This is a genomic window from Erwinia sp. 2186, from assembly GCF_057812255.1.
This window is the reverse complement of record NZ_CM173824.1, coordinates 4301028-4323659: the sequence shown is the minus strand read 5'-3', so window position 1 is coordinate 4323659 and position 22632 is coordinate 4301028. Positions and strand designations below refer to the sequence as shown.

Genomic DNA, 22632 nt, shown 5'->3' with positions numbered 1-22632 from the left:
GGCCTTTATGGCGACTTATTCTAGCAACGATTTCCGTCCCGGTCTTAAAATCATGTTCGAAAGCGAACCTTACGCTATCGAATCGAGCGAGTTCGTTAAACCAGGTAAAGGTCAGGCTTTTGCACGCGTAAAAATGCGTCGCCTGCTGACCGGTACCCGCGTTGAGAAAACGTTCAAATCTACCGACTCCGCTGAAGGCGCAGACGTTGTAGATACTAACCTCAACTACCTGTACAACGACGGTGAGTTTTACCACTTCATGCACCCGGAAACCTTCGAACAGCACCCTGTTGAAGAGAAGACCGTGGGCGATGCCGCTAAATGGCTGCTGGATAACGCAGAATGTATCGTAACCCTGTGGAACGGTAAGCCGATCCAGGTGTTGCCACCAAACTTCGTTGAACTGGAAATCACTGATACCGACCCAGGCCTGAAAGGCGACACTGCGGGTACTGGCGGCAAGCCAGCCACGCTGTCTACCGGTGCCGTGGTGAAAGTGCCGCTGTTCGTGCAGATTGGCGAAGTGATCCGTGTGGATACCCGTTCAGGCGAATACGTTTCTCGCGTGAAATAAGCCCGATGAAGTGGGCCTGACTGTCAGGCCCTTTTCTTTAACGATGTGAGCTGAATCAGATGATGAAGTGGTTAAAACTCATTGCTGTCGCAGTGCTTATGACCAGTGCGCTCAGCGCCTGCAATACCTTCCACGGTTTTGGTGAGGATGTTCAACACCTCGGCGGTGCTATCTCACACGCAGCCAACTAGTCTCTCTTCGCAAAAAATGTCCTTTTGCTACCTGCCTCAATAGCATGTGGTTAAATTACGGCTATGCTTAATTCGCTGTACTTTACTTCACGCTAAAAGGACATTCTCATGTTAAAGAAAAGTATTATTTCAATTCTTTCTGTACTGGTGCTCTCTTCGGTGCTCACAGCTTGTAATACCACGCGTGGCGTGGGTGAAGACGTGTCAGCCGGTGGCCAGGCGATTCAAAAAAGCGCTCAGTAATTACGGTGCCGGTGCTCCCGCACCGGCCTCATTGTTTACTTCCCCTGGTTCACCCAAATCAGCTTACTGACATCAAAACCATTATCACGGGCCTTCGCTAACAACGACGCTTTGACCTGATCCGAAATCTGCGGCGTGCGGGAAAGGATCCACAGATAGTCCCGGTTCGGGCCGCTCACCAGCGAATACTGATAGTCGTTATCCAGCGCAATCACGTTGTATCCGCCATAGAACGGGCCAAAGAAGGAGACCTTCAGGGCCGCGCGGCTCTGTGGTCCGGTAAAGTAGGCTTTCCCTTCACTCTGCTGCCAGCGCTGCTTCTCGACGTTATAACCGCGATTAATGACCTTCAGACCGCCATCATCACGCTTGCTGTAGCTGGCGGTGACATGATCGAGTCCACGTTCAAACGAGTGATCCAGCCTGGCGATTTCATACCAGTCACCCAGATAAAGATCGGCATTAAAGCCTTCGACTGGCGTCACGCCCTTGGGCGGCGTGGTGCTACAGGCAACGGAGAGCAGGGCGACGGTGCCGGCAACCAGATTTTTCCACAGAGACATAGGCTATTCCTTTACGATTGAATAGCTTGAGTATAGAGGAAGTTTAGGCGGCAGGGTTGCCGCCTGTGGATTACAGGGTGATCACCCCAATTGCCGTCACCACGGTGAGGATCGCCGCCAGCCCATAGAACAGCCATTTCGCGGCGGGAACGTGCAGGCGAATGTCGTGCATGCCGTGATGAAGACGGTGAAGCGCGCACCACACCGGCATCACGATGGTCAGAAACAGGAACAGACGGCCGGGCAGGGTTTGTGCGGCCTGCAGCAGGTGCGTATAGCTGAGCCCCCGCTCCGTGCCGATGCCCAGCGGAAGGAGGATGCCAGCCAGCAGCACCACCACCGGCGAGACGATCGCCGCCCACATTCCTCCGGCACCAAACAGCCCCCAGAACACCGGTTCATCAGAACGCATGGCCTTATTTTTCACAGCGACTCCTTAATAAGCAGTGCCCATGTCAGCAGGATCAGGCTGACCACCACCATCGCCAGCCACAGTCCTTTAATCACCGGGGCGGGAGACATTTTTTTGCCCCCCAACACGATGACCTGTGCTTTGGGTGCCAGCTCAAACCAGGTTTTGCTGTGCAGCAAGGCGGCGGCCAGCGCGACGATATTGATCAGCAGCATTAAAGGATGTTGTAAGACTGCGACGAACGCCTGCCAGCTCTGCTCGCCATTCTTCAACGCAAACAGCCCGAAAATCATCTCCAGGCTGAACCACAGCGCCGGCAATGCCGTGGCTTCGCGCAGCATGTAAAAACGGTAATAGCCAGACTTCTGCCACCAGTTAGCGGTCATCGGGCGATGGAAGGGTTTCCGTTTGGTTGTCATTTCTGGGCTCCCTACTGCGGTCTGAGGGTGGTGATAAGGTAATCCTGGGCGCTTGCCACTTTGCTTTGCTGGATCGCCGCCGCAGGATCGACATGTTTCGGGCAGACCTCCGAGCAGAAACCGACAAAGGTGCAGGGCCAGACGCCGTTATCGCCGTTGAGCGTCGGCATTCGCTGCGCCTTGCCTTGATCGCGGCTGTCCAGGTTGTAGCGATGTGCCAGGGTGATGGCCGCCGGCCCAATAAATTCCGGGTTAAGGCCAAACTGCGGGCAGGCGGCGTAACACAGGCCGCAGTTGATGCAGCCGGAGAACTGATGATATTTGGCCATCTGAGCCGGCGTTTGCCGTTGAGGGCCGCGATCGGCATTCCGTGCATTACCGATGATCCACGGTTTTACCGCCTCCAGGCTTTCGATAAAGCGGCTCATATCCACAACCAAATCGCGCTCAACCGGGAAATGGGCCAGCGGTTCGACCAGCAGGCCGTCGGGGTAGTGACGTAGAAAGGTTTTGCAGGCCAGTTTCGGGATGCCATTGACCATCATGCCGCAGGAGCCACATATTGCCATGCGGCAGGACCAGCGGTAGGACAGGTCAAACGCCAGGTTATCTTTGATAAACCCCAGCGCATCGAGCAGAGAGGTCTGGTCATCCCAGGGCACGTCGAAGATCTCATGACGCGGGACCCTGTCGGACTCCGGGTTATAACGCTGAACGGTGATTTTACAGCGAGCGAGTTCACTCATGGACGGCCTCCTTACCTTCAGACTCGGCACCGTAGACGCGTTTCGCCGGCGGCAACCGGGTAATCTTAACGTCATCCCAGCTGATTTCAGGTGCGCCGTCAGGGCGATAAAAACTCAGGGAGTGTTTCAGATACTGCGCGTCATTGCGGGTGGTACAGCCTTCATCCAGCCGCTGATGCGCACCGCGAGACTCTTTGCGCTGGATAGCAGCGTGCGCCATACATTCGGCGACGTTCAGGCCGTGCGCCAGCTCGATGCTGTACAGCAGTTGGGTATTGAAGACGCTGGAGGTATCGCTGATGTGCAGATGCTTGCAGCGTTCTTGCAGCTCGGCCAGTTTGTCGATGGTTTTCTGCATCAGCTCTGGCGTGCGGTAAATCCCGCAGCCTTCTTCCATCGCCAGCCCCATCTCATCGCGCAGTTCAGACCAGGTCTCTTTGCCCTGTTGATTGACCAGCCCGTGCAGGCGTTTTTCACAGTCCCGAGCCTGGGCCTGCAACGCGCTGGCGGGTTTTTTGTGAACCTGTACCGCATGTCTTGCAGCACTTTCCCCGGCAAGCCTGCCAAATACCGCCAGTTCAGCCAGCGAGTTAGACCCGAGGCGATTGGCACCATGCAGGCCGACCGACGAGCATTCCCCGACGGCGAACAGACCGGCGATGCGCGTCTCACACTGCGCATTGGTTTCAATCCCGCCCATGGTGTAGTGCGCGGTGGGCCGCACCGGGATCGGTGCCTGAGCCGGATCGACGCCGATATAGGCCTTACTCAGCTCACAGATAAACGGCAGGCGCTCAAGCAGCTTCTTCTGACCCAGGTGGCGTAAATCCAGATGCACCACATCACCGCGCGGCGTGGCGATGGTGCGGCCTTTCCGCCACTCATGCCAAAAGGCCTGCGAAACCTTGTCACGCGGGCCAAGCTCCATATATTTATTCTTCGGCTGGCCCAGCGGCGTTTCCGGCCCCATGCCGTAGTCCTGCAGGTAGCGATAGCCGTCCTTATTGACCATGATGCCGCCTTCGCCCCGACAGCCTTCGGTCATCAGGATCCCCGAGCCTGGCAGGCCGGTGGGATGGTATTGCACAAACTCCATATCCCTCAGCGGCACGCCATGGCGCAGCGCCATGCCCATGCCATCCCCGGTCACGATGCCGCCATTGGTGTTGTAGCGATAAACCCTGGCGGCGCCGCCGGTTGCCAGCACCACCGCACCGGCATGAATATGGACCAGCGTCCCTTCCATCATATTCATCGCCACCACGCCGCGCGCTTCGCCTTCATCAACCAGCAGATCCAACACGAAGTGCTCGTCAAAGCGCTGGATTTGCGGGTATTTCAGCGAGGTTTGAAACAGCGTGTGCAGCATATGGAAGCCGGTTTTATCTGCGGCAAACCAGGTGCGCTCAATCTTCATGCCGCCGAAGCGACGCACGTTGATGGTGCCATCGTCGCGGCGGCTCCACGGGCAGCCCCACAACTCCAGCTGGGTCATTTCCCGTGGGCAATGCTCAACAAAATAGTCGACCACATCCTGCTCGCACAGCCAGTCTCCGCCTGAAACGGTGTCCTGAAAATGGAGATCGAAACTGTCGTGAGACTGCGTCACCGCGGCGGATCCGCCTTCAGCGGCAACGGTGTGGCTGCGCATCGGATAAACTTTAGAGACCAGCGCAATAGTCAGGGTGGGATTTGCTTCAGCGGCGGCAATGGCAGCGCGGAGTCCAGCTCCGCCAGCGCCGACGATGACCAGATCGGCAGTACAGGTTTGCACGGTGTTCTCCCTGTCAAAATGTCAGAAGAGGGGAAAAGAGAGGGAAATCCTCACTTTTTCCAGGGAGAACAGTATAAAACTGGCCATCAGCGCTAAACTTGATGTGCTCGGGTATTAGTATGAGAAATAAACAGAAAAAGCGGGATCTGAGCAACGTTTTTCGCCATTCAGATCGGCATATGGGCGGTGAAATCCGGCAAAGAGAGGAATTTCCCGCGGCAAATTTGTGTGTTTATCTCCGTACGGGTAGACTGCTTCACCCTGTCTGATGAGGAGTAGAAACAATGAGCGATACGGCCAGCTGGCTGCCTGGCGCTTCGATAAGCAATTTACTGAAGCGTGCGGCAATTATGGCGGAAATTCGGCGATTTTTTGCCGATCGTGGGGTATTGGAAGTGGAAACCCCGGCGATGAGCCAGGCCACGGTGACCGATGTTCATCTGGTTCCTTTTCAGACGCGTTTTGTCGGCCCGGGTGCCGCACAGGGGCTTGACCTCTATCTGATGACCAGCCCTGAGTACCATATGAAGCGCCTGCTGGCGGCGGGAAGTGGACCGATCTTCCAGCTCTGCCGCAGCTTCCGTAATGAGGAAGCCGGACGTCACCATAATCCTGAATTCACCATGCTGGAGTGGTATCGCCCGCATTACGATATGTACCGGCTGATGAACGAGGTCGATGACCTGTTACAGCAGGTGCTGGAATGCGCTCCGGCCGAAACGCTCTCGTATCAGCAGGCGTTTATCCGCCATCTGGAAATGGATCCGCTGTCGGCGGATAAAACGCAGATGCGTGAAGTGGCGGAAAAACTGGGCGTGGGCGATTTGGCTAACCGCGAAGAAGACCGCGACACCTTATTGCAGCTGCTGTTTATGATGGGTGTGGAGCCGCAAATCGGGAAAGATAAGCCGGCGTTTGTGTATCACTTCCCGGCCAGCCAGGCGTCTCTGGCGGAGATCAGCACCGAAGATCACCGCGTGGCGGAGCGCTTTGAGGTCTACTTTAAGGGGATTGAGTTAGCGAATGGTTTCCGCGAGCTGACCGACAGCCGTGAGCAGAAGCAACGCTTTGACCAGGATAACCGCAAGCGAGCGGCGCGCGGTCTGCCTCAGCAGCCGATCGATACCAACCTGCTGGATGCGCTTGCGCACGGCATGCCTGATTGTTCCGGCGTGGCGTTAGGCGTCGATCGTATCGTGATGCTGGCGCTGAAAGCCGACTCCCTGAGTGAGGTGATCGCCTTCCCGGTCGATCGCTGCTAAACCCTTCCCAGAGGCGGCGGTCTGCCGCCTCTGCTGCCTTACAATCCGCCTGATTTATAGGCTCTTGCCGCCGGTGCGCCATTCTGCGCGGGCGTCTTGCGTCCAATGGTTTCCATGCGCACCTGGAAAGGTGGGAACGGCATTTCCAGCCCGTGTTCCTGATATCCCCGCAGGATCAGCTGGTGCAGTTCATGGCGCAGCGGCATACGGTGACCCATTTCTGCGGCGTGAATACGCAGCTCAAACAGCTGGATCCCCTGCTGCAGATCGACCAGATAGGCTTCCGGCGGTGGGGTTTCCAGCACGTACTGACAGCGTTTTGCCGCGGTGAGCAGCACGTCGGTCACTTCTTCACTGTTGGCTTCGGCAGAGGCCGGGATGGTCAGCACCACGCGCGTCACCGAATCTGACAGCGACCAGTTAATAAATTGCTCGGTGATAAAGGCCTTATTCGGCACGATAATCTCCTTGCGGTCCCAGTCGGTAATGGTGGTGGCTCGGGTGTTGATTTTGGTGATGCTGCCGGTCAAATCGCGGATGGTGACGGTATCGCCAATACGGATCGGCTTCTCGAACAAAATAATCAGACCGGAGATAAAGTTGGCGAAAATTTCCTGCAAGCCAAACCCTAATCCGACACCCAATGCCGCGACCAGCCACTGCAACTTCGACCAGTCGACGCCAATCATTGAGAACCCGGCCAGCCCGCCGACAAAAATCAGCACGTATTTGGTCAGCGTGGTGATTGCATAGCCGGTGCCTGGCGTCAGGCTCAGGTGCTGCAACAGCGCCAGTTCCAGCAGCGCCGGCATATTGCGCACCAGCTGGGTGGTGATAATCAGCACCAGAATGGCAATCAGCACCGATCCCAGCGTGATCGGCTGCAGGCTTTCAACGCCCTGCACGGTGGTGCTGGCATCCCACAGATGGATGTTTTCGAGGAAGCCGAATGCCGAATGGATCTCGGACCACAGCACAATCACCGAAATCAGCGCAACCAGCGTCAGAATTGAACGTACCAGTCGCAGAGACTGCGCGCTGATGGCATCCAGATCGATCACCGGCTCTTCCACTTCAAGCGTATCGGAGTTGCTCTGATGTGCGACCGCTTCCTCTTCGCCTTTCGCACGTTGGGCGAGGATCTCAGCACGGCGATTTCGCGCACGGTCAAAGGCAATACGGCGACGCTGAATCAGCATCCAGCGGCGGATAATGTGGTAAATCACCAGCAGCAGGAACCAGATGGCGACGGAGGTTTCCAGCCTGGCCAGCAGCGCCTGCGACGTCGCCAGATAACCAATGCATGACGCCAGCGCAGCAAACAATGGAATGCAGATCATCAGATTCCACAGCAGCTTGTTGATCAGGTTGTCACCGCTGCCTTCTTTGTCCAGATGCAGCGGGATCCCGGCACGCTTCAGGCTGATGGTCACCAGGCTTATCGCGCCACAAATCAGGATAAAACAGAGCCTTCCCAGCGTGGCGGAGAACTGCCGGTCTTCCAGATTATCGAAGCTTATCAGCAGCATAATCAGGGGAACCACCAGACCGATGCACAACGAGTAGAAGCGCATCGCGCGGGCCACGCGGGCCTGAGGCCAACGGAAGTGGATAATGAACAATCCCTGCGGACGGGCAAACGCCGCGCTGATCATAAACACCCACAGCAGCGGCACGGTGGCCGTTATGCCATCGCCAATCGCTACCGCGATAGGGTACGGCCAGGCGTGTTGCAGGCCATAACCCAGCGCCATCCACAGCACCGGCAAGGGCACGGCCACCAGAATCGACCAGAACACCGTCCGCATGGTCAGGCCGAAACGATCCTGCGTGACTTTGCCGACCTTGCTGGCCGAGCGGGTCATAAAATCACGGTAATGGCGGCGCGAGCTGAGGCTAAAGCCAACCAGCAGCACGGCTCCAATAATCGGGATAACGGTTTCGCGGCTGGTAAACATCATCACCATCGCGCCGCCAAGCTGACCGAGCGTATCCAGCGACAGCAGGCTTTTCAGATCCCGCGCCAGATCCATCGGGAAATTCAGGCTTAAGGCATTAACATCCGCGGTCCAGAACAGGTAGCGGTGCGTCGCCTCTTTCACTTCATTCAGCGCATCTTCCAGCTGACCATTTGCCACCTTCAGCTTGGTCACTTCGAGGATCAGGTTGTCACAGCCTGACAGCAGCGAACTGATCAGCTCGCGCTGGGTTTTGATTTGCGCATCCAGAATGCGTTTCTGTTCCGCGGTGAGCGGCGTGCCGTCATCCTGTTTAATCTGCAACAGCTGCTGCTGACGTTCGAGAAGGTCTTCATAGCGCAGCCGTTGCACCCGCAGTTCGCCCATCTCATTATCAAGCTGCTGCGGTTTCGGCATATCAGGAAGGCGTGCAACCTGCGCGCGCAGTGCCTCGCCCAGCACGTTAGAGACGCCCAGCCACTGCGACTGCTCGCGGATGGTGCTCAGCGCCTGACGCACCTGAATGGTCTGGTTATTGGCGGTGCGTTGCTGCGAGGCCACCAGGTCCATACGCTGGGCCTGCTGATTGAGGTCATTGGACAGTTCGCGGTTGACCCGGAACTGTTTGTCGAGATTCTTCGGCAGATCGCCGCTGTTCTCCGCCAGTTGCTCGGTGCGCTCAAGGGCGATTTCGGCTTCGCGCTGACGACGGCTGTTGAGCTGGTTACGTAAGTCCTGCAGATAGGCATCGAGCTGTGCGGCTTTACGCTGGTGAAGTTCACCGCGCATTCTTGCCAGCTCCTGACGATTGTTGGCCGACAGCTGAGCCAGTTCCAGCTCATCGACTTTGGCTTTCTGCGCTGCCGATTCCGCCTGACGGGAAGCCAGCTGTGCCTGGGCTAACGGCGTGGTGGCGGAAGGCTGTCCTTGCAGACGGCGTTCAATGTCGTTTAGCGCCCGGCGGGCTTCGGTTTGTTGTTGCGGAAGTTGCGCCAGTGAATCACTGATCTCCCGGGCGCGATCCTGTTCCTGCTGGGCCTGGCGACCTTCTTCAATCAGCTGGCTGCTGACCTGCAGGATCTCCTGGTCGAGTTCAGGGGCCGTCATGGTATTGCTGATGGTTTTCGGGTTATCCGTCAGCGCGGCGATCTGCTGGCGCAGATCGCGTGAAAGTTTCGGAAAACCATCGATAACCTGCTGATAGGCATCTGAATTGGCCTGAGATTTTTGCATCTCATCAAGCCAGTTCAGCGTCGCCTGCAGCGCGTCTATCGTTTCCGCCTGATTCGGCGTGGTCTTGTCCGACTTAACGTCCTCAAGCTGCTGCTTGATTTGAGCATTATCCGGGGCGCTGGCGCCCCAGGCGGGCTGGAGGAGCATCCAGCCGAACAAAATTGGGAGGATCAGGCGTAACATAGGTGTCTGCTATGGGTGGTGTAAAACTTCTTCCGCACTGGTTTTCTGCAGTGCGATGGCGAGCGTCTGACCCAGGCGCGTTTTGGTCTCTGGCGTCAGGCTTTCGGCCAGTTTTACTCTGTCTTTCGCAAACAGGTTAATCACCGTTGAACCCAGCTTAAAGCGGCCCATTTCCTGGCCCTTCAACAGCACCACCGATCCTTCAGCGTCGGCACCCGGCCAGCTCCAGCGCTTGATCACGCCTTCACGCGGTGGGGTGACCGTGCCAGCCCAGACGGTTTCGATGCTGCCAACGATAGTGGCACCGACAAGAATCTGCGCCATCGCGCCAAATTCGGTATCAAACAGGCAGATCACGCGCTCGTTACGGGCGAACAGGTTAGGGATGTTCTGTGCCGTCAGCGGGTTAACGGAATAGAGATCGCCAGGCACATAAATCATCTCGCGCAGGATGCCATTACACGGCATATGCACGCGGTGATAATCCCGTGGTGCCAGGTACGTGGTGATGAATTCACCATCCCGGAACAGGTCGGCCATGGCGGTATTTCCGGCCAGCAGCGCTTCCAGTGAGTAAGTGTGACCTTTCGCCTGGAAAATCTGATCGCCTTCGATATGACCTAACTGGCTCACCGCGCCATCGGCAGGCAGTACCAACAGGTTAGGATCGGTCTCAATCGGACGCGCTTCGTCACGCAATGGGCGCACGAAGAAGTCGTTGAAGGTGCGATAGCTCGCCGTATCTGATTTCTGCGCCTCTTTCATATCGACTTTATAGAACCAGACAAACGCATCGATAACCGCTTTAGTGAGCCAGCCCGCGCGCTTACCTGCGCCCCAGCCAGCCAGTTCAGTCAGGCCTTTTTTAGGCAAAATGTTATTCAGGCCGAGTTTAAAACGATCCAACACAGTAGCCTCCTGGCTTGATCAGACAAATAGAGAAACGGGGCGGATTGTAGCAGCGCCCTGGTGATTAGGCTATGGCGCCTGCCTGCGGTATGCAGGCAGGCCAGTATTAGTTACTGTTTTCTGAGAAAGATCGCCGGGTTTTCAACTGCATATCCTCCATGCTGTCCAGAATCCGGTGGTAGCTTTCAAAGCGGGCAGCATCGATCTTGCCGTTTTCGACGGCTTCACGCAGCGCACATCCCGGATCGTTGTCATGCTTACAGTCGCGGAATTTGCAGTGGCCCAGAAACTCACGGAATTCGACAAATCCACGGGTGATTTGTTCCGGCTCAAGATGCCATAAACCGAATTCCCTGACGCCAGGGGAGTCAATCACATCGCCGCCCTGCGGGAAGTGGTACAAACGGGAAGCGGTGGTGGTGTGCTGGCCGAGACCGGAGACGTCAGAGACATCGTTGGTCAGGATCTCATTGGCACCCAATTCCAGCCCCAGCAGGGTGTTCAGCAAGCTGGACTTGCCGACGCCCGACTGGCCCGCAAAGATGCTGATACGCCCAATCAGTGCGGCCTGCAGCTCTTCCAGACCGTTCTTTTGATGGCTGGAGACCATCAGCACGCGATAACCAATGCGGCGGTAAATCTCCATCTGCTTATCAACAAACTTGCGGCCTGCATCATCCAGCAGGTCGGTTTTGTTCAGCACCAGTAAGGGCTCGACATCCAGCGTCTCGCTGGCGATCAAATAGCGGTCGATAATATTCAGTGATAATTCGGGCAGGATCGCAGAAACAATCACGATCTGGTTGAGGTTGGCTGCAATCGGCTTCACGCCATCGTAAAAATCGGGGCGAGTCAGGACCGAGGTGCGTTCATGAACGGCCTCGACAATCCCTTTAACGGTGGCACTGCCTTCGACACCTGGACGCCACAGCACGCGGTCACCGGTGACCAGCGAGCGAATGGTGCGACGGATGTTACAGCGGTGCACTGAACCATCCGCATCTTCCACATCGGCGTGCATACCAAAACGGCTAATGACCACACCGTCCCGCGCATCGCCAAACAGGCTGTCATCGGGCTCGGGTTTATCCGCGCGTTTAAGACGGCGGTCGTGGTTAGCGCTGACGCGACGTTGCTGACCTTTGGACAGTTTGTTTTTACTCACTCTTCCTCACACGGCTTGGCAGGCTTCGCCCTGACAGGGCAAAACGTTTATGATACACCCTAATGTTTGATGATATAAGCCACGGTGAGGATCCCTATGACCGCAAATGCCAGTAACCTGATTTGGATTGACTTAGAAATGACCGGGCTGGACCCGGAACAGGACCGCATTATTGAGATTGCGACCCTGGTGACCGACGCCGATCTGAATATTCTGGCGGAAGGGCCAGTTTTCGCGGTGCATCAGTCCGATGCGCAGCTGGCACTGATGGATGAGTGGAACGTGAATACGCACACCAACAGCGGCCTGGTCGAACGCGTGAAGGCCAGTCAGTATGACGATCGTGCGGCTGAACAGGCGACAATTGAGTTTCTGAAAAAGTGGGTGCCGGAAAACAGTTCGCCAATTTGTGGCAACAGCATCGGCCAGGATCGTCGGTTCCTGTTCAAGTACATGCCTGAACTGGAAGCCTACTTCCACTATCGCTACCTGGACGTCAGCACGCTGAAAGAGCTGGCGCGCCGCTGGAAACCAGGCATTCTGCCGGGCTTTAAGAAGCAGGGCACGCATCAGGCATTGGATGATATCCGTGAATCGGTGGCGGAACTGGCGTATTACCGCGAGCATTTTATCCGGTTGTAAACCCTGCAACCTGCTGTTGCTGATTAAATTGCCACTTTGCCGATTTAATCAGCAATCAGACCGAAAGCAGAAAATTTTTGTATTTTCAGTCTTGCAGCAGGTCTGTTTTCTCGTATAATGCGCACCCCGTACCGAGAGAGTTTTTTACTCGTTACGCAGAGCGGGAATAGCTCAGTTGGTAGAGCACGACCTTGCCAAGGTCGGGGTCGCGAGTTCGAGTCTCGTTTCCCGCTCCAAATTTTTTTGCAGTGATGTACCAGGTATCTTAAGCGGGAATAGCTCAGTTGGTAGAGCACGACCTTGCCAAGGTCGGGGTCGCGAGTTCGAGTCTCGTTTCCCGCTCCAAACGTTTTGCAGTCATATACCAAGTATCTTATGCGGGAATAGCTCAGTTGGTAGAGCACGACCTTGCCAAGGTCGGGGTCGCGAGTTCGAGTCTCGTTTCCCGCTCCAAATCTTCATTCTTCTCATTATATCCAGATGATGTTATCCACAGCGATAACCCAGCTGCGCTTCGTTGCATTTGCTCATCACAAAAAGTTCTTTAACAGAGTTATCCACAGGCGACGTATCTGTCATCAGTTGGTCATCTTTGCGCACAGTTGTTGAGAGTTCGTGTAACTTACTGTTTTTACGCTTTATAATAATATTTCAAATTGTTATCTGGATCGCTTGTGCTTTCTGTGACTCTTGAATGACAACAACTTTTTATTTTTATGCACAGCGTGTGGAAAACCTTCTACGGCAGAAAATAATCGCGCATTGTTCACTTATGCATCGCGTGGTAACCCTTTTTCTACCGCTCTCACCAGCCGTTTCTGCTGTCCCTGAATTTCGACCGCATGTTCGCTGCGATTCGCCAGTTGGCGGGCCAGCGCCCAGTTGATATGTTCATCCAGCATCGCGTTCTCTCCCTGACGGGCTTCCAGTGCCGCCACATTGTCGGCCGACCACGGCGCATTGCCGAGGGCCACCGCCACATTGCGCAACCAGCGAAGATGACCAATACGGCGGATGGCGGAACCCTCGGTTACCCGTAAAAATTTGGCCTCATCCCAGGCAAATAGCTCGTTGAGCGGCGGGGCATGCAGCACCGCGCGGGGACTAAAATCATCTTCGTCAGTCAGCTGTCCATAACGGTTCCACGGGCAAATCAGCTGACAGTCATCACAACCGTAAATCCTGTTACCGATCAGCGGCCTGAACTCTTCCGGGATCGCGCCCTCCAACTCGATGGTCAGATAAGAAATGCAGCGCCTGGCGTCGACCGTGTAGGGCTCGACAATGGCGCCGGTAGGGCAGATGGTCATGCAGGCTACGCAGCGGCCGCATTGTTCTTCCTGCGGTTGGTCGACGGGCAGCGGCAGATCAATCAGTAGTTCGCCCAGGAAAAACCACGAACCGGCCTCGCGGTTAAGGACCAGCGAATGCTTGCCCGTCCAGCCCAGCCCCGCTTTGACGGCAATGGGCCTTTCGAGGATCGGCGCAGAGTCGACAAACGGGCGAAACTGCACTTCTTCACAGCGCGCACGGATCAAGTCTCCGAGCTTTTTCAGGCGATTGCGCAATACTTTGTGGTAATCCCGCCCGAGGGCATAGCGACTGACATAACCCAGTTGGGGATTTTTTAAGGTGCTGGCGAAAGCCGCTTTGGCAGGAAGATAGTTCATCCGCACGCTAATCACCCTGAGCGTGCCGGGCAACAATTCATGGGGACGTGCGCGCATCATGCCATGACGTGCCATCCATTCCATCTCGCCATGGTATTGCTTGTCCAGCCAGGCCTGCAGGCGCGGTTCTTCCGCGCTTAAATCGGTATCGCAGATACCGACCTGTTGGAAGCCGAGTTCCTGCCCCCAGCGTTTGATATCGAGGGCAAGTTGATGGAGATCGAGAGGAAGCGACATGACAAACCTGAATAAACAAAGTAACCCCACCAGTTTACCCTATTCTGTCTGGCCTGTAGAGGCGATGGCGCGTCTGGAGCGTGAAGCGGCTGATGCGTTGGGCATCACGCTGTTTGAACTGATGCAGCGCGCGGGCGACGCGGCATTTGCCCAACTCCGCGCGCTCTGGCCTGACGCGCAGCACTGGCTGATACTCTGCGGACACGGCAATAACGGCGGCGATGGGTTTATCGTCGCGCGGCTGGCGCAGTCGGCCGGGTTAACGGTGACGGTGATTGCCTGCGAAGGCAGCAAGCCGTTGCCCGAAGAAGCCGATCAGGCGCGTGATGCCTGGCTGGCGGCGGGTGGGGTGATCCACGATCCGTCTTATGTCTGGCCTGACGGTATCGAGGTGATTGTTGATGCCCTGTTGGGCACCGGCCTGAACCGGGCCCCGAACGCGCCTTATGCCGATCTGATTGAGCAGGCAAACGGCCATGCGGCGCCGGTTTTTGCGGTCGATATCCCGTCTGGGTTAGTGGCCGCTAACGGTACAGCGCCAGGCGCCGTTATCGCCGCCAGCCACACGCTGACGTTTATTGCCCTGAAACCCGGCTTACTGACCGGTAAAGCCCGCGATTACACCGGCCAGCTGCATTTTCATGCCCTGAGCCTGGATGCCTGGCTGTCACAACAGCAGGCACCGATGGCCCGCTTTGATGCTTCTTCACTTTCTGGCTGGCTGAAACCGCGTAAACCCACCTCGCACAAAGGCGATCATGGCTCGCTGGCGATTATTGGCGGCGATCACGGCACCGCCGGGGCGATTCGTATGACCGGGGAGGCCGCACTGCGCGCCGGTGCTGGGTTAGTGCGAGTGCTTACTCACAAAGACAACATTACGCCGTTGCTGACCGCCAGACCCGAACTGATGGTGCAGGAGCTGAGCGACAAGGCCGTGGATCAGGCGCTGGAATGGGCGGATGTGATTGTCATCGGTCCGGGGCTCGGCCAGGGCGAATGGGGTAAAAAAGCGTTACAAAAGGTGGAAAACTCTCAGAAACCGATGCTTTGGGACGCAGATGCGCTTAACCTGCTGGCAATCAGTCCCGATAAACGTCAAAATCGGATCCTTACGCCTCACCCTGGCGAAGCGGCGCGTTTGCTGAACTGTAAGACCAGCGAAATTGAGAGTGACCGCTTACATTCAGCCAGAGAGTTGGTGAAACGCTACGGCGGCGTGGTGGTGCTGAAAGGCGCCGGCACAATTATCGCCAGCGAGGCAGGCGAAATGGCGTTTGCCGATGTCGGCAACGCAGGCATGGCGTCGGGCGGGATGGGCGATGTGCTTTCAGGGATCATCGGCAGTCTGTTAGGGCAAAAGCTCTCACTGTATGATGCCGCCTGTGCAGGATGCGTCGCGCATGGCGCAGCGGCTGAAGCCGTTTCAGCGCGCGTCGGTACGCGCGGCATGCTGGCTACCGATCTATTTTCCGAACTTTATCTGTTTGTTAATCCAGAGATCCTGAATAAAAAAGAATGAAGACCTGTGTAATTGCACTGTCCGACGAGGCAGCAACCCTCACTTTAGGTGCCAGCCTGGCACGCGCCTGTCATGGCGCGGCCATGATCTACCTGTTTGGCGATCTCGGCGCGGGAAAAACCACCTTCAGCCGCGGTTTCCTGCAGGCGTTGGGGCATCAGGGGAACGTTAAAAGCCCCACCTATACTCTGGTAGAACCTTACAGTCTGCCCGATCGCCAGGTCTATCATTTCGATCTTTACCGCCTTGCCGACCCCGAAGAACTCGAATTCATGGGGATCCGCGACTATTTTGGCGGTGACAGCGTGTGCCTGGTTGAGTGGCCACAACAAGGCGCGGGCTTCCTGCCCGTTCCGGACATTGAACTGCACCTGAGCTATCAGGGAACGGCGCGTCAGGCGGAGTTGAAAGCCTGCTCAGCGGCGGGAGAAATGATGATTCAGCAGGTCGCTATGGAAAAGGGTTGTTCATGAGGTTGCGCATGAAGTTTGGTTTGGTACTGGCACTTTTACTGACGACGTTTAGTTCGCTTGCAGCCAATTTATCCGACATTAAAGTCTCCAATGGTGATGATAAAGCTACCGTCACCCTCAGCTTTAACGGCCAGCCGGTGTATGGCTTTTTCCCGTTGCACAATCCCGATCGCGTGGTGCTGGATATTCGCCAGAGCGGCGTTATCAAAGGCCTGCCGTTAACGTTTAGCGGTGAAAATATCGTTAAGCGCATTCGCTCCAGCACGCCGAAAGACAAGCAAAGCATTCGTCTGGTGTTTGAGTTGACCCAGGCGAGCAAAACGCGGGCGGTCACCCAGCGCGAAGGTAACAATTACAATGTGGTCTTCACTATCGCCGGCACCCGTCCGGCCGCCACGGCTTCCCGCCGTCCGGCTGAGGTAAGCTCTGCCTCCAGCAGCGCGCCATCAGCGCCGGTTGAGAATCCTTTTAAAGGCAACCCGGTGACCGCTGTCAGCAGCGGCAATGACGTTGTCAGACCGGGCAGAACGCCGGTGTCGGCCAACGAAGCGGTGATTGTGGCGATTGATGCCGGTCACGGCGGACAGGATCCCGGCGCGATTGGCGCGGGCGGTCTGAAAGAGAAGAACGTGACCATCGCCATCGCCCGTAAGCTGAAGGCGCTGCTGAATGCCGATCCGATGTTCAAAGGGGTGATGACCCGCGACGGGGATTACTTTATCTCCGTGATGGGCCGGTCCGATGTAGCGCGTAAGCAAAACGCCAACGTGCTGGTTTCCATCCACGCCGATGCGGCACCTAACCGCAGTGCGTCTGGCGCTTCCGTTTGGGTCCTGTCAAACCGCCGCGCTAACAGTGAAATGGCGGGCTGGCTGGAGCAGCACGAGAAACAGTCCGAGCTGCTGGGCGGCGCAGGGGATCTGCTGGCCAACAGTCAGGCCGATCCTTACCTCAGCCAGGCGGTGCTAGACTTGCAATTCGGTCACTCGCAACGCGTGGGTTATGATGTGGCAGTAAAAGTGATTGCGCAGCTTCAGCGTGTGGGTTCGCTGCACAAACGTCGGCCGGAACATGCCAGCCTGGGCGTTCTGCGCTCGCCGGATATTCCTTCCCTGCTGGTGGAAACCGGCTTCATCAGTAATCCTTCGGAGGAGCGACTGCTTGGCAGTAGCGCATACCAGCAGAAGATTGCCGAGTCGATTTATAAAGGACTTCGCAACTACTTCCTGGCGCATCCGCTGCAATCCATCCCAAAGGAGGAAAACCGTCCCTTGCAGTCCGCAGCGACGGTTAATGTTGAACCCAACCCGGCACCAGACACCACCCAATACACTGGGGCGATCCAGCGTCATGTGGTAAAACGGGGCGAGACAGCATCCGGTATTGCCGCCCGTTATGGCATCAGCATGGCAACCCTGCGGTCAATGAACACCCTGAAGAAAGATGTGGTCTGGGTTGGACAACGACTGAAGGTGCCGGCGGGCAGCCAGCCCGCCGCCGTGACTAAAGCCAAAACGCCGGTGCGCCACAAAGTGGTTCGCGGCGATTCTCTTACCGCGATTGCCGCCCATTACGGCGTCAGTCCAAAGGCCATTCAGCAGGCCAATAAGATGAAATCGCAAAACGTGATGCTGGGCCAGACCTTAACTATCCCGACTTCATAACCAGATAAGGAATTGATATGCCGATTCAGGTGTTGCCTCCTCAGCTCGCTAACCAGATAGCTGCTGGTGAAGTGGTGGAGCGGCCAGCGTCGGTTGTCAAAGAACTGGTCGAGAATAGCCTGGACGCGGGTGCCACCCGGATCGATATCGAAATCGATAAAGGCGGCGCCAAACTGATCCGCATCCGCGATAACGGCAGCGGCATTGGGAAAGACGAACTGTCGATGGCGCTTGCCCGTCATGCGACCAGCAAAATCACCACGCTGGATGACCTTGAAGCGATCGTCAGTCTGGGCTTCCGTGGCGAAGCGCTGGCCAGTATCAGCTCGGTATCGCGACTGACGTTAACATCGCGTACCGAAGCACAGGCGGAAGCCTGGCAGGCCTATGCCGAAGGGCGGGATATGGCGGTAACGCTAAAACCGGCGGCCCATCCGGTAGGCACCACGCTGGAAGTGCTGGATCTGTTTTACAACACCCCGGCACGCCGCAAATTTATGCGCACCGAGAAAACCGAATTCACCCATATAGACGAAATCATCCGCCGTATCGCGCTGGCGCGTTTTGACGTGGCTTTTTCGCTGACCCATAACGGCAAACTGATGCGACAGTATCGTGGCGTGGCGGATCACAGCCAGCGTGAACGTCGGCTTGGCGCAATTTGCGGCACCGCGTTTTTAAGCCATGCGCTGGCGATTGAGTGGCAGCACGGCGATCTGAGCCTGAAGGGCTGGGTTGCCGATCCGGTGGGCTCCAGAGCGATTACCGACCTGCAATACTGCTACGTCAATGGCCGCATGATGCGCGACCGGCTGATTAATCATGCCATTCGCCAGGCCTATCAGGACAAGCTGGGAGACAGCCATCAGCCGGCCTACGTCTTGTACCTGGAAATCGATCCCCATCAGGTCGACGTCAATGTCCATCCCGCCAAGCATGAAGTGCGCTTTCATCAGTCGCGGCTGGTACACGATTTTATCTATCAGGGTGTGGTCAGCGTTTTGCAGGAGGCCGGTGCCGAAACCCTGCCCGATGTGGAACCGGCGGCGCCCGCCGAACGCTGGCAGACAGAGAACCGCCAGGCTGCGGGTGGCAACCATTTTTCCACGCCCGCACCGTCTAAAATCCCGTCCGGGAAGTCACACACGGCAGGCCATTCGCCCGCGGTTTCGACCTCAGGCGGGGGAGAGCGTTCACCCGCCGGTGGGGGAGTCGGTGCAGGTTCAAGCCACTGGCAGCGACAGGAACCGATCTATCAGCCGCAGGAAGGCAAGGCCTATCAGCAGCTGATGCGCACCCCGGAGGTCCCTGTCGCCAGGGAACCTTCAAAACAGGGTGAACGCAGCACTGAGCTGCCGCTCAGCGGGCACAGCCAGAGCTTTGGCCGGGTACTGAGCGTGATACGGGACAATTTTGCCTTGGTTGAAGCGCAGGAGCGGCTGGCATTGATTAATTTGCCGGTAGCGGCGCATTGGCTGAAGCAGGCGCAGCTTGAACCTGGGGAAGAAGGGCTGAAACCTCAGCCGTTGTTGATCCCGGTTAGGGTAAAGATGGACAAGCCAGAGCGGGAAGCGATTACGCATCACGCCAGCTTATTGATCCAGATGGGAATTGAGCTGCAGGCGGATTCACACCATGTGACGTTGCGCGCGGTACCTTTACCATTACGCCAACAAAATTTACAAAACTTGATTCCAGAACTGTTAGGCTATCTCGCCCGGCAGCAGGATGTGTCCGCAACGCAGGTGGCGCAATGGTTAGCGCGTCATTCGGTAGTTGAACATCCGCACTGGAATCACTCGCAGGCGATTACGTTGCTGGCTGAAGTCGAACGGCTTTGCCCGCAGTTACTGAAATCGCCACCTTCTGGATTTTTACAGCACATCGATATTGAACAGGCGATGAACGCCCTGAAGCATGAGTGAGACATCCAAGGCTGGCCGGCCTAAGGCAATTTTTTTGATGGGGCCAACGGCTTCCGGTAAGACAGCACTGGCGATTGCATTACGTCAGGAACTGCCGGTTGAGTTGATTAGCGTAGATTCCGCCCTCATATATCGCGGTATGGATATTGGCACAGCCAAACCTTCCGCAGATGAGCTGGCATTGGCGCCCCATCGTTTACTGGACATTCGCGACCCCTCTGAAGCGTATTCTGCTGCAGAGTTCCGTCGGGATGCGCTGGCTGAAATGGCGGAGATAACCGAAAGCGGTCGTATCCCGTTGCTTGTTGGTGGCACCATGCTCTATTACAAGGCTTTGCTGGAAGGATTGTCGCCGTTGCCCCCGGCGGATCCGGAAGTGCGTCAGCGTATTGAGCAACAGGCGAGTGAACAGGGTTGGGATGCCCTTCACCGTCAATTATGTGAGATAGATCCCGTTGCAGGAAATCGTATTCATCCGAATGATCCCCAGAGACTCTCGCGAGCACTGGAAGTTTTTTTTATTTCGGGTAAAACTTTAACGGAACTGACTAAAACTTCTGGCGAAGCGCTGCCATACGATGTGACCCAGTTCGCGATTGCACCTCAGCACCGCGAAGTGATCCATCAACGGATAGAACTGCGCTTTCAACAGATGTTAGCCTCAGGGTTTGAAGCGGAGGCTCGGGCGTTATACGCACGAGAAGATTTGCATACGGACTTGCCTTCCATTCGTTGTGTCGGTTACCGCCAGATGTGGTCATATCTGGCGGGTGAGATCGATTACGATGACATGGTTTATCGGGGAATTTGCGCAACCCGGCAGCTGGCTAAGCGGCAAATAACGTGGTTACGCGGTTGGAAGGATGTTCACTGGCTGGATAGCGAACAACCTGACGCCGCGCGCGATACCCTGTTACAGGTTCTTAGTGCGAAGCCTGGGTGATTGTGTACAATTAGTGCAGTATCTTGCGCAAATTTTTACGCAGTATTTCAGAGCGTTCATGCTCTTAAGTAGTAAACAACAAGCATATAAGGAAAAGATAGAATGGCTAAGGGGCAATCATTGCAAGATCCGTTCTTGAACGCGCTGCGTCGTGAACGTGTTCCGGTTTCGATTTATTTGGTGAATGGTATCAAACTGCAGGGTCAGATCGAGTCGTTTGATCAATTTGTAATTCTATTGAAAAACACAGTTAGCCAGATGGTGTACAAGCACGCTATCTCGACTGTTGTTCCGTCCCGTCCGGTCTCCCACCACAGCAACAATGCGGGTGGCGGAAGCAGCAACTATCATCATGGCAGTAACCAGGGGGCGTCTACTCAGCCTCAGCAAGAGAGTGACGACACAGAGTAATCACTGCTCTTCCAAGACGGGGTTACCTGTTCACTCGGGTTCCCCGTCCTGGCAATTCGCCCGATCCACTCTTCGCCGAATGGCGAGAGTCGATTGCGCAAACTCGCCACCTGAGGATCTGTTGATCCCGGTGCGCATTGAGAATCTGATATTCACGCAGTATGGCCAAACGTGTTGCAGGTTTAATAAGGCTCTGAGAGGTTTTAAGTTTGTTTGACCGTTATGAAGCCGGTGAGCAGGCCGTTCTGGTACATATCTATTTTTCCCAAGAGCGGAATACGGAAGATTTGCAGGAATTCGAAACCCTGGTCTCTTCTGCGGGTGTTGAAGCGCTGAGTGTTGTCACCGGCAGCCGAAAATCTCCCCATCCAAAATATTTCGTCGGTGAAGGTAAGGCAGTTGAAATTGCAGAGGCGGTGAAAGCCAGCGGTGCGACGGTGGTGTTATTTGATCACGCCCTCAGCCCGGCCCAGGAACGAAACCTGGAAGCCCTTTGTGAATGCCGCGTCATCGACCGAACCGGCCTTATCCTTGATATTTTTGCCCAGCGCGCCCGTACCCATGAAGGTAAATTGCAGGTGGAGTTGGCACAGCTTCGCCATCTTGCCACGCGCCTCGTTCGTGGCTGGACGCACCTTGAGCGCCAGAAAGGCGGGATAGGTCTGCGCGGCCCGGGTGAAACGCAGCTGGAAACGGACCGTCGTTTACTGCGTAACCGTATTACGCTGATCCTCTCGCGTCTCGAGCGGGTAGCTAAACAACGTGAGCAAGGTCGTCAGGCGCGAAATAAAGCCGATGTACCGACCCTGTCGTTAGTGGGATATACCAACGCCGGTAAATCCACCTTATTTAACCGCGTGACGGCGGCTGAGGTTTATGTTGCTGACCAGCTGTTCGCCACGCTCGATCCGACATTACGTCGTATCGATGTAGCCGATGTGGGTGAAGTGGTGCTGGCGGATACCGTCGGCTTTATTCGTCATTTGCCGCACGATTTAGTCGCCGCATTTAAGGCTACATTGCAAGAAACGCGTGAAGCAACGTTGCTGGTGCATGTTATTGATGCCGCAGATTTACGCGTCGATGAAAATATTAAAGCCGTTGAAGTGGTGCTGGAAGAAATTGAGTCAGACGAAATTCCCACGCTTCAGGTCATGAACAAGATCGATATGCTCGACGGTTTCGTCCCGCGTATCGATCGTGATGAAGAGAATAAGCCGGTGCGGGTGTGGGTTTCTGCCCAGACAGGGGAAGGGATCCCACTGCTATTCCAGGCGCTGACCGAGCGGCTGGCCGGTGAAATTGCGCAGTATGACTTGCGTCTGCCGCCTGAAGCAGGGCGGTTACGTAGCCGTTTTTATCAGCTTCAGGCGATAGAAAAAGAGTGGAACGAAGACGATGGTAGCGTAGGTTTACAGGTACGTATGCCGATCGTTGACTGGCGCCGTCTGTGCAAACAGGAGCCGGCGCTGGTGGATTACATTGTTTGACTGATTTTGCCTGACACGCGTAT

At 56.1% G+C, this 22632-nt stretch carries 21 protein-coding genes and 3 tRNA genes; 15 read left to right on the top strand and 9 right to left on the bottom strand.

Translation table 11 applies throughout. From position 1 onward, the window contains the following. Positions 1-7: 7 nt before the first annotated feature. The 3 genes from efp to ACXKZG_RS20225 all read left to right on the top strand — a co-directional run bounded on the left by efp (position 8) and on the right by ACXKZG_RS20225 (position 1008). Positions 8-574, top strand: coding sequence for an elongation factor P (efp, locus tag ACXKZG_RS20235; protein ID WP_346599758.1), 567 nt, complete (start codon positions 8-10; stop codon positions 572-574). A 59-nt stretch (positions 575-633) separates the two neighbouring features. After that, a complete protein-coding gene (locus tag ACXKZG_RS20230) occupies positions 634-765 on the top strand; it encodes an entericidin A/B family lipoprotein (RefSeq protein ID WP_034891515.1) in 132 nt (43 codons plus the stop codon). Positions 766-873: 108 nt separating this feature from the next. Then, entirely contained in the window at positions 874-1008 is a 135-nt protein-coding gene (locus tag ACXKZG_RS20225) for an entericidin A/B family lipoprotein (protein ID WP_013200472.1), read from the top strand. Positions 1009-1043: 35 nt separating this feature from the next. On the opposite strand, the gene ACXKZG_RS20220 is transcribed toward ACXKZG_RS20225, so the two are convergent. The 5 genes from ACXKZG_RS20220 to frdA form a co-directional block, all read right to left on the bottom strand. Then, positions 1044-1571 (bottom strand): lipocalin family protein, encoded by a 528-nt coding sequence (locus tag ACXKZG_RS20220; protein WP_134823303.1) that lies wholly within the window; start codon positions 1569-1571, stop codon positions 1044-1046. A gap of 70 nt (positions 1572-1641) precedes the next feature. Further along, complete coding sequence (gene frdD, locus ACXKZG_RS20215; RefSeq protein WP_041692197.1) at positions 1642-1983, bottom strand: fumarate reductase subunit FrdD; 342 nt, start codon at positions 1981-1983, stop codon at positions 1642-1644. A gap of 11 nt (positions 1984-1994) precedes the next feature. Beyond that, positions 1995-2402 carry a fumarate reductase subunit FrdC gene (gene frdC, locus ACXKZG_RS20210; protein WP_455916882.1) on the bottom strand — a complete coding sequence of 136 codons (408 nt, stop codon included), beginning with the start codon at positions 2400-2402 and terminating at the stop codon, positions 1995-1997. A gap of 11 nt (positions 2403-2413) precedes the next feature. After that, entirely contained in the window at positions 2414-3148 is a 735-nt protein-coding gene (locus ACXKZG_RS20205) for a succinate dehydrogenase/fumarate reductase iron-sulfur subunit (RefSeq protein WP_106382201.1), read from the bottom strand. After that, complete coding sequence (frdA, locus tag ACXKZG_RS20200; protein WP_106382200.1) at positions 3141-4922, bottom strand: fumarate reductase (quinol) flavoprotein subunit; 1782 nt, start codon at positions 4920-4922, stop codon at positions 3141-3143. The genes ACXKZG_RS20205 and frdA overlap by 8 nt, the downstream gene beginning before the upstream one ends. 284 nt (positions 4923-5206) lie before the next feature. Between frdA and epmA the strand changes: the two genes are divergently transcribed. Further along, complete coding sequence (gene epmA, locus ACXKZG_RS20195) at positions 5207-6184, top strand: elongation factor P--(R)-beta-lysine ligase (protein ID WP_106382199.1); 978 nt, start codon at positions 5207-5209, stop codon at positions 6182-6184. Positions 6185-6222: 38 nt separating this feature from the next. On the opposite strand, the gene mscM is transcribed toward epmA, so the two are convergent. The 3 genes from mscM to rsgA all read right to left on the bottom strand — a co-directional run bounded on the left by mscM (position 6223) and on the right by rsgA (position 11632). Beyond that, positions 6223-9558, bottom strand: coding sequence for a miniconductance mechanosensitive channel MscM (gene mscM, locus ACXKZG_RS20190; RefSeq protein WP_488875350.1), 3336 nt, complete (start codon positions 9556-9558; stop codon positions 6223-6225). Positions 9559-9567: 9 nt separating this feature from the next. Continuing rightward, on the bottom strand, positions 9568-10467 hold the full coding sequence (asd, locus tag ACXKZG_RS20185) for an archaetidylserine decarboxylase (RefSeq protein ID WP_013200480.1): 900 nt from the start codon (positions 10465-10467) through the stop codon (positions 9568-9570). Positions 10468-10573: 106 nt separating this feature from the next. Further along, positions 10574-11632: a small ribosomal subunit biogenesis GTPase RsgA gene (gene rsgA, locus ACXKZG_RS20180; RefSeq protein WP_013200481.1), complete on the bottom strand. Its 1059-nt coding sequence runs from the start codon at positions 11630-11632 to the stop codon at positions 10574-10576. Positions 11633-11728: 96 nt separating this feature from the next. Here rsgA and orn point away from each other — a divergent pair, with 96 nt between their 5' ends. The 4 genes from orn (at position 11729) to ACXKZG_RS20160 (ending at position 12727) form a co-directional block, all read left to right on the top strand. Next, positions 11729-12274 (top strand): oligoribonuclease, encoded by a 546-nt coding sequence (gene orn / locus ACXKZG_RS20175; protein ID WP_488875349.1) that lies wholly within the window; start codon positions 11729-11731, stop codon positions 12272-12274. A 160-nt stretch (positions 12275-12434) separates the two neighbouring features. Further along, positions 12435-12510 (top strand) — tRNA-Gly (locus ACXKZG_RS20170). 33 nt (positions 12511-12543) lie between these two features. After that, positions 12544-12619 (top strand) — tRNA-Gly (locus ACXKZG_RS20165). A 32-nt stretch (positions 12620-12651) separates the two neighbouring features. Next, positions 12652-12727: transfer RNA gene (locus tag ACXKZG_RS20160), tRNA-Gly, on the top strand. 317 nt (positions 12728-13044) lie between these two features. Here the strand turns inward: ACXKZG_RS20160 and queG are convergent. Beyond that, entirely contained in the window at positions 13045-14181 is a 1137-nt protein-coding gene (gene queG, locus ACXKZG_RS20155; RefSeq protein WP_013200483.1) for a tRNA epoxyqueuosine(34) reductase QueG, read from the bottom strand. Here queG and nnr point away from each other — a divergent pair. The 7 genes from nnr to hflX all read left to right on the top strand — a co-directional run bounded on the left by nnr (position 14180) and on the right by hflX (position 22609). After that, positions 14180-15703, top strand: a complete 1524-nt coding sequence (gene nnr / locus ACXKZG_RS20150; RefSeq protein WP_346566867.1) for a bifunctional ADP-dependent NAD(P)H-hydrate dehydratase/NAD(P)H-hydrate epimerase — start codon at positions 14180-14182, stop codon at positions 15701-15703. The genes queG and nnr overlap by 2 nt on opposite strands. Beyond that, complete coding sequence (gene tsaE / locus ACXKZG_RS20145; protein WP_013200485.1) at positions 15700-16176, top strand: tRNA (adenosine(37)-N6)-threonylcarbamoyltransferase complex ATPase subunit type 1 TsaE; 477 nt, start codon at positions 15700-15702, stop codon at positions 16174-16176. The genes nnr and tsaE overlap by 4 nt, the downstream gene beginning before the upstream one ends. A gap of 8 nt (positions 16177-16184) precedes the next feature. Beyond that, positions 16185-17840, top strand: a complete 1656-nt coding sequence (gene amiB / locus ACXKZG_RS20140; RefSeq protein WP_013200486.1) for an N-acetylmuramoyl-L-alanine amidase AmiB — start codon at positions 16185-16187, stop codon at positions 17838-17840. 17 nt (positions 17841-17857) lie between these two features. Further along, positions 17858-19765: a DNA mismatch repair endonuclease MutL gene (gene mutL / locus ACXKZG_RS20135; protein WP_134823310.1), complete on the top strand. Its 1908-nt coding sequence runs from the start codon at positions 17858-17860 to the stop codon at positions 19763-19765. Beyond that, a complete protein-coding gene (miaA, locus tag ACXKZG_RS20130; RefSeq protein WP_013200488.1) occupies positions 19758-20708 on the top strand; it encodes a tRNA (adenosine(37)-N6)-dimethylallyltransferase MiaA in 951 nt (316 codons plus the stop codon). The genes mutL and miaA overlap by 8 nt, the downstream gene beginning before the upstream one ends. Positions 20709-20810: 102 nt before the next feature. Then, a complete protein-coding gene (gene hfq / locus ACXKZG_RS20125) occupies positions 20811-21119 on the top strand; it encodes an RNA chaperone Hfq (RefSeq protein WP_013200489.1) in 309 nt (102 codons plus the stop codon). A gap of 209 nt (positions 21120-21328) precedes the next feature. Then, the gene (gene hflX, locus ACXKZG_RS20120; protein ID WP_013200490.1) at positions 21329-22609 is read left to right on the top strand and encodes a ribosome rescue GTPase HflX; all 1281 of its coding nucleotides are present in this window, start codon (positions 21329-21331) and stop codon (positions 22607-22609) included. Positions 22610-22632: the final 23 nt, after the last annotated feature.

Bases quoted from the DNA above. Each gene is read 5' to 3' on its own strand.
- efp (WP_346599758.1), top strand. From the start codon at position 8: ATGGCGACTTATTCTAGCAACGATTTCCGTCCCGGTCTTAAAATCATG.
- ACXKZG_RS20230 (WP_034891515.1), top strand. From the start codon at position 634: ATGATGAAGTGGTTAAAACTCATTGCTGTCGCAGTGCTTATGACCAGT.
- ACXKZG_RS20225 (WP_013200472.1), top strand. From the start codon at position 874: ATGTTAAAGAAAAGTATTATTTCAATTCTTTCTGTACTGGTGCTCTCT.
- ACXKZG_RS20220 (WP_134823303.1), bottom strand. From the start codon at position 1,571: ATGTCTCTGTGGAAAAATCTGGTTGCCGGCACCGTCGCCCTGCTCTCC.
- frdD (WP_041692197.1), bottom strand. From the start codon at position 1,983: ATGCGTTCTGATGAACCGGTGTTCTGGGGGCTGTTTGGTGCCGGAGGA.
- frdC (WP_455916882.1), bottom strand. From the start codon at position 2,402: ATGACAACCAAACGGAAACCCTTCCATCGCCCGATGACCGCTAACTGG.
- ACXKZG_RS20205 (WP_106382201.1), bottom strand. From the start codon at position 3,148: ATGAGTGAACTCGCTCGCTGTAAAATCACCGTTCAGCGTTATAACCCG.
- epmA (WP_106382199.1), top strand. From the start codon at position 5,207: ATGAGCGATACGGCCAGCTGGCTGCCTGGCGCTTCGATAAGCAATTTA.
- mscM (WP_488875350.1), bottom strand. From the start codon at position 9,558: ATGTTACGCCTGATCCTCCCAATTTTGTTCGGCTGGATGCTCCTCCAG.
- orn (WP_488875349.1), top strand. From the start codon at position 11,729: ATGACCGCAAATGCCAGTAACCTGATTTGGATTGACTTAGAAATGACC.
- nnr (WP_346566867.1), top strand. From the start codon at position 14,180: ATGACAAACCTGAATAAACAAAGTAACCCCACCAGTTTACCCTATTCT.
- queG (WP_013200483.1), bottom strand. From the start codon at position 14,181: ATGTCGCTTCCTCTCGATCTCCATCAACTTGCCCTCGATATCAAACGC.
- tsaE (WP_013200485.1), top strand. From the start codon at position 15,700: ATGAAGACCTGTGTAATTGCACTGTCCGACGAGGCAGCAACCCTCACT.
- amiB (WP_013200486.1), top strand. From the start codon at position 16,185: ATGAAGTTTGGTTTGGTACTGGCACTTTTACTGACGACGTTTAGTTCG.
- mutL (WP_134823310.1), top strand. From the start codon at position 17,858: ATGCCGATTCAGGTGTTGCCTCCTCAGCTCGCTAACCAGATAGCTGCT.
- miaA (WP_013200488.1), top strand. From the start codon at position 19,758: ATGAGTGAGACATCCAAGGCTGGCCGGCCTAAGGCAATTTTTTTGATG.
- hfq (WP_013200489.1), top strand. From the start codon at position 20,811: ATGGCTAAGGGGCAATCATTGCAAGATCCGTTCTTGAACGCGCTGCGT.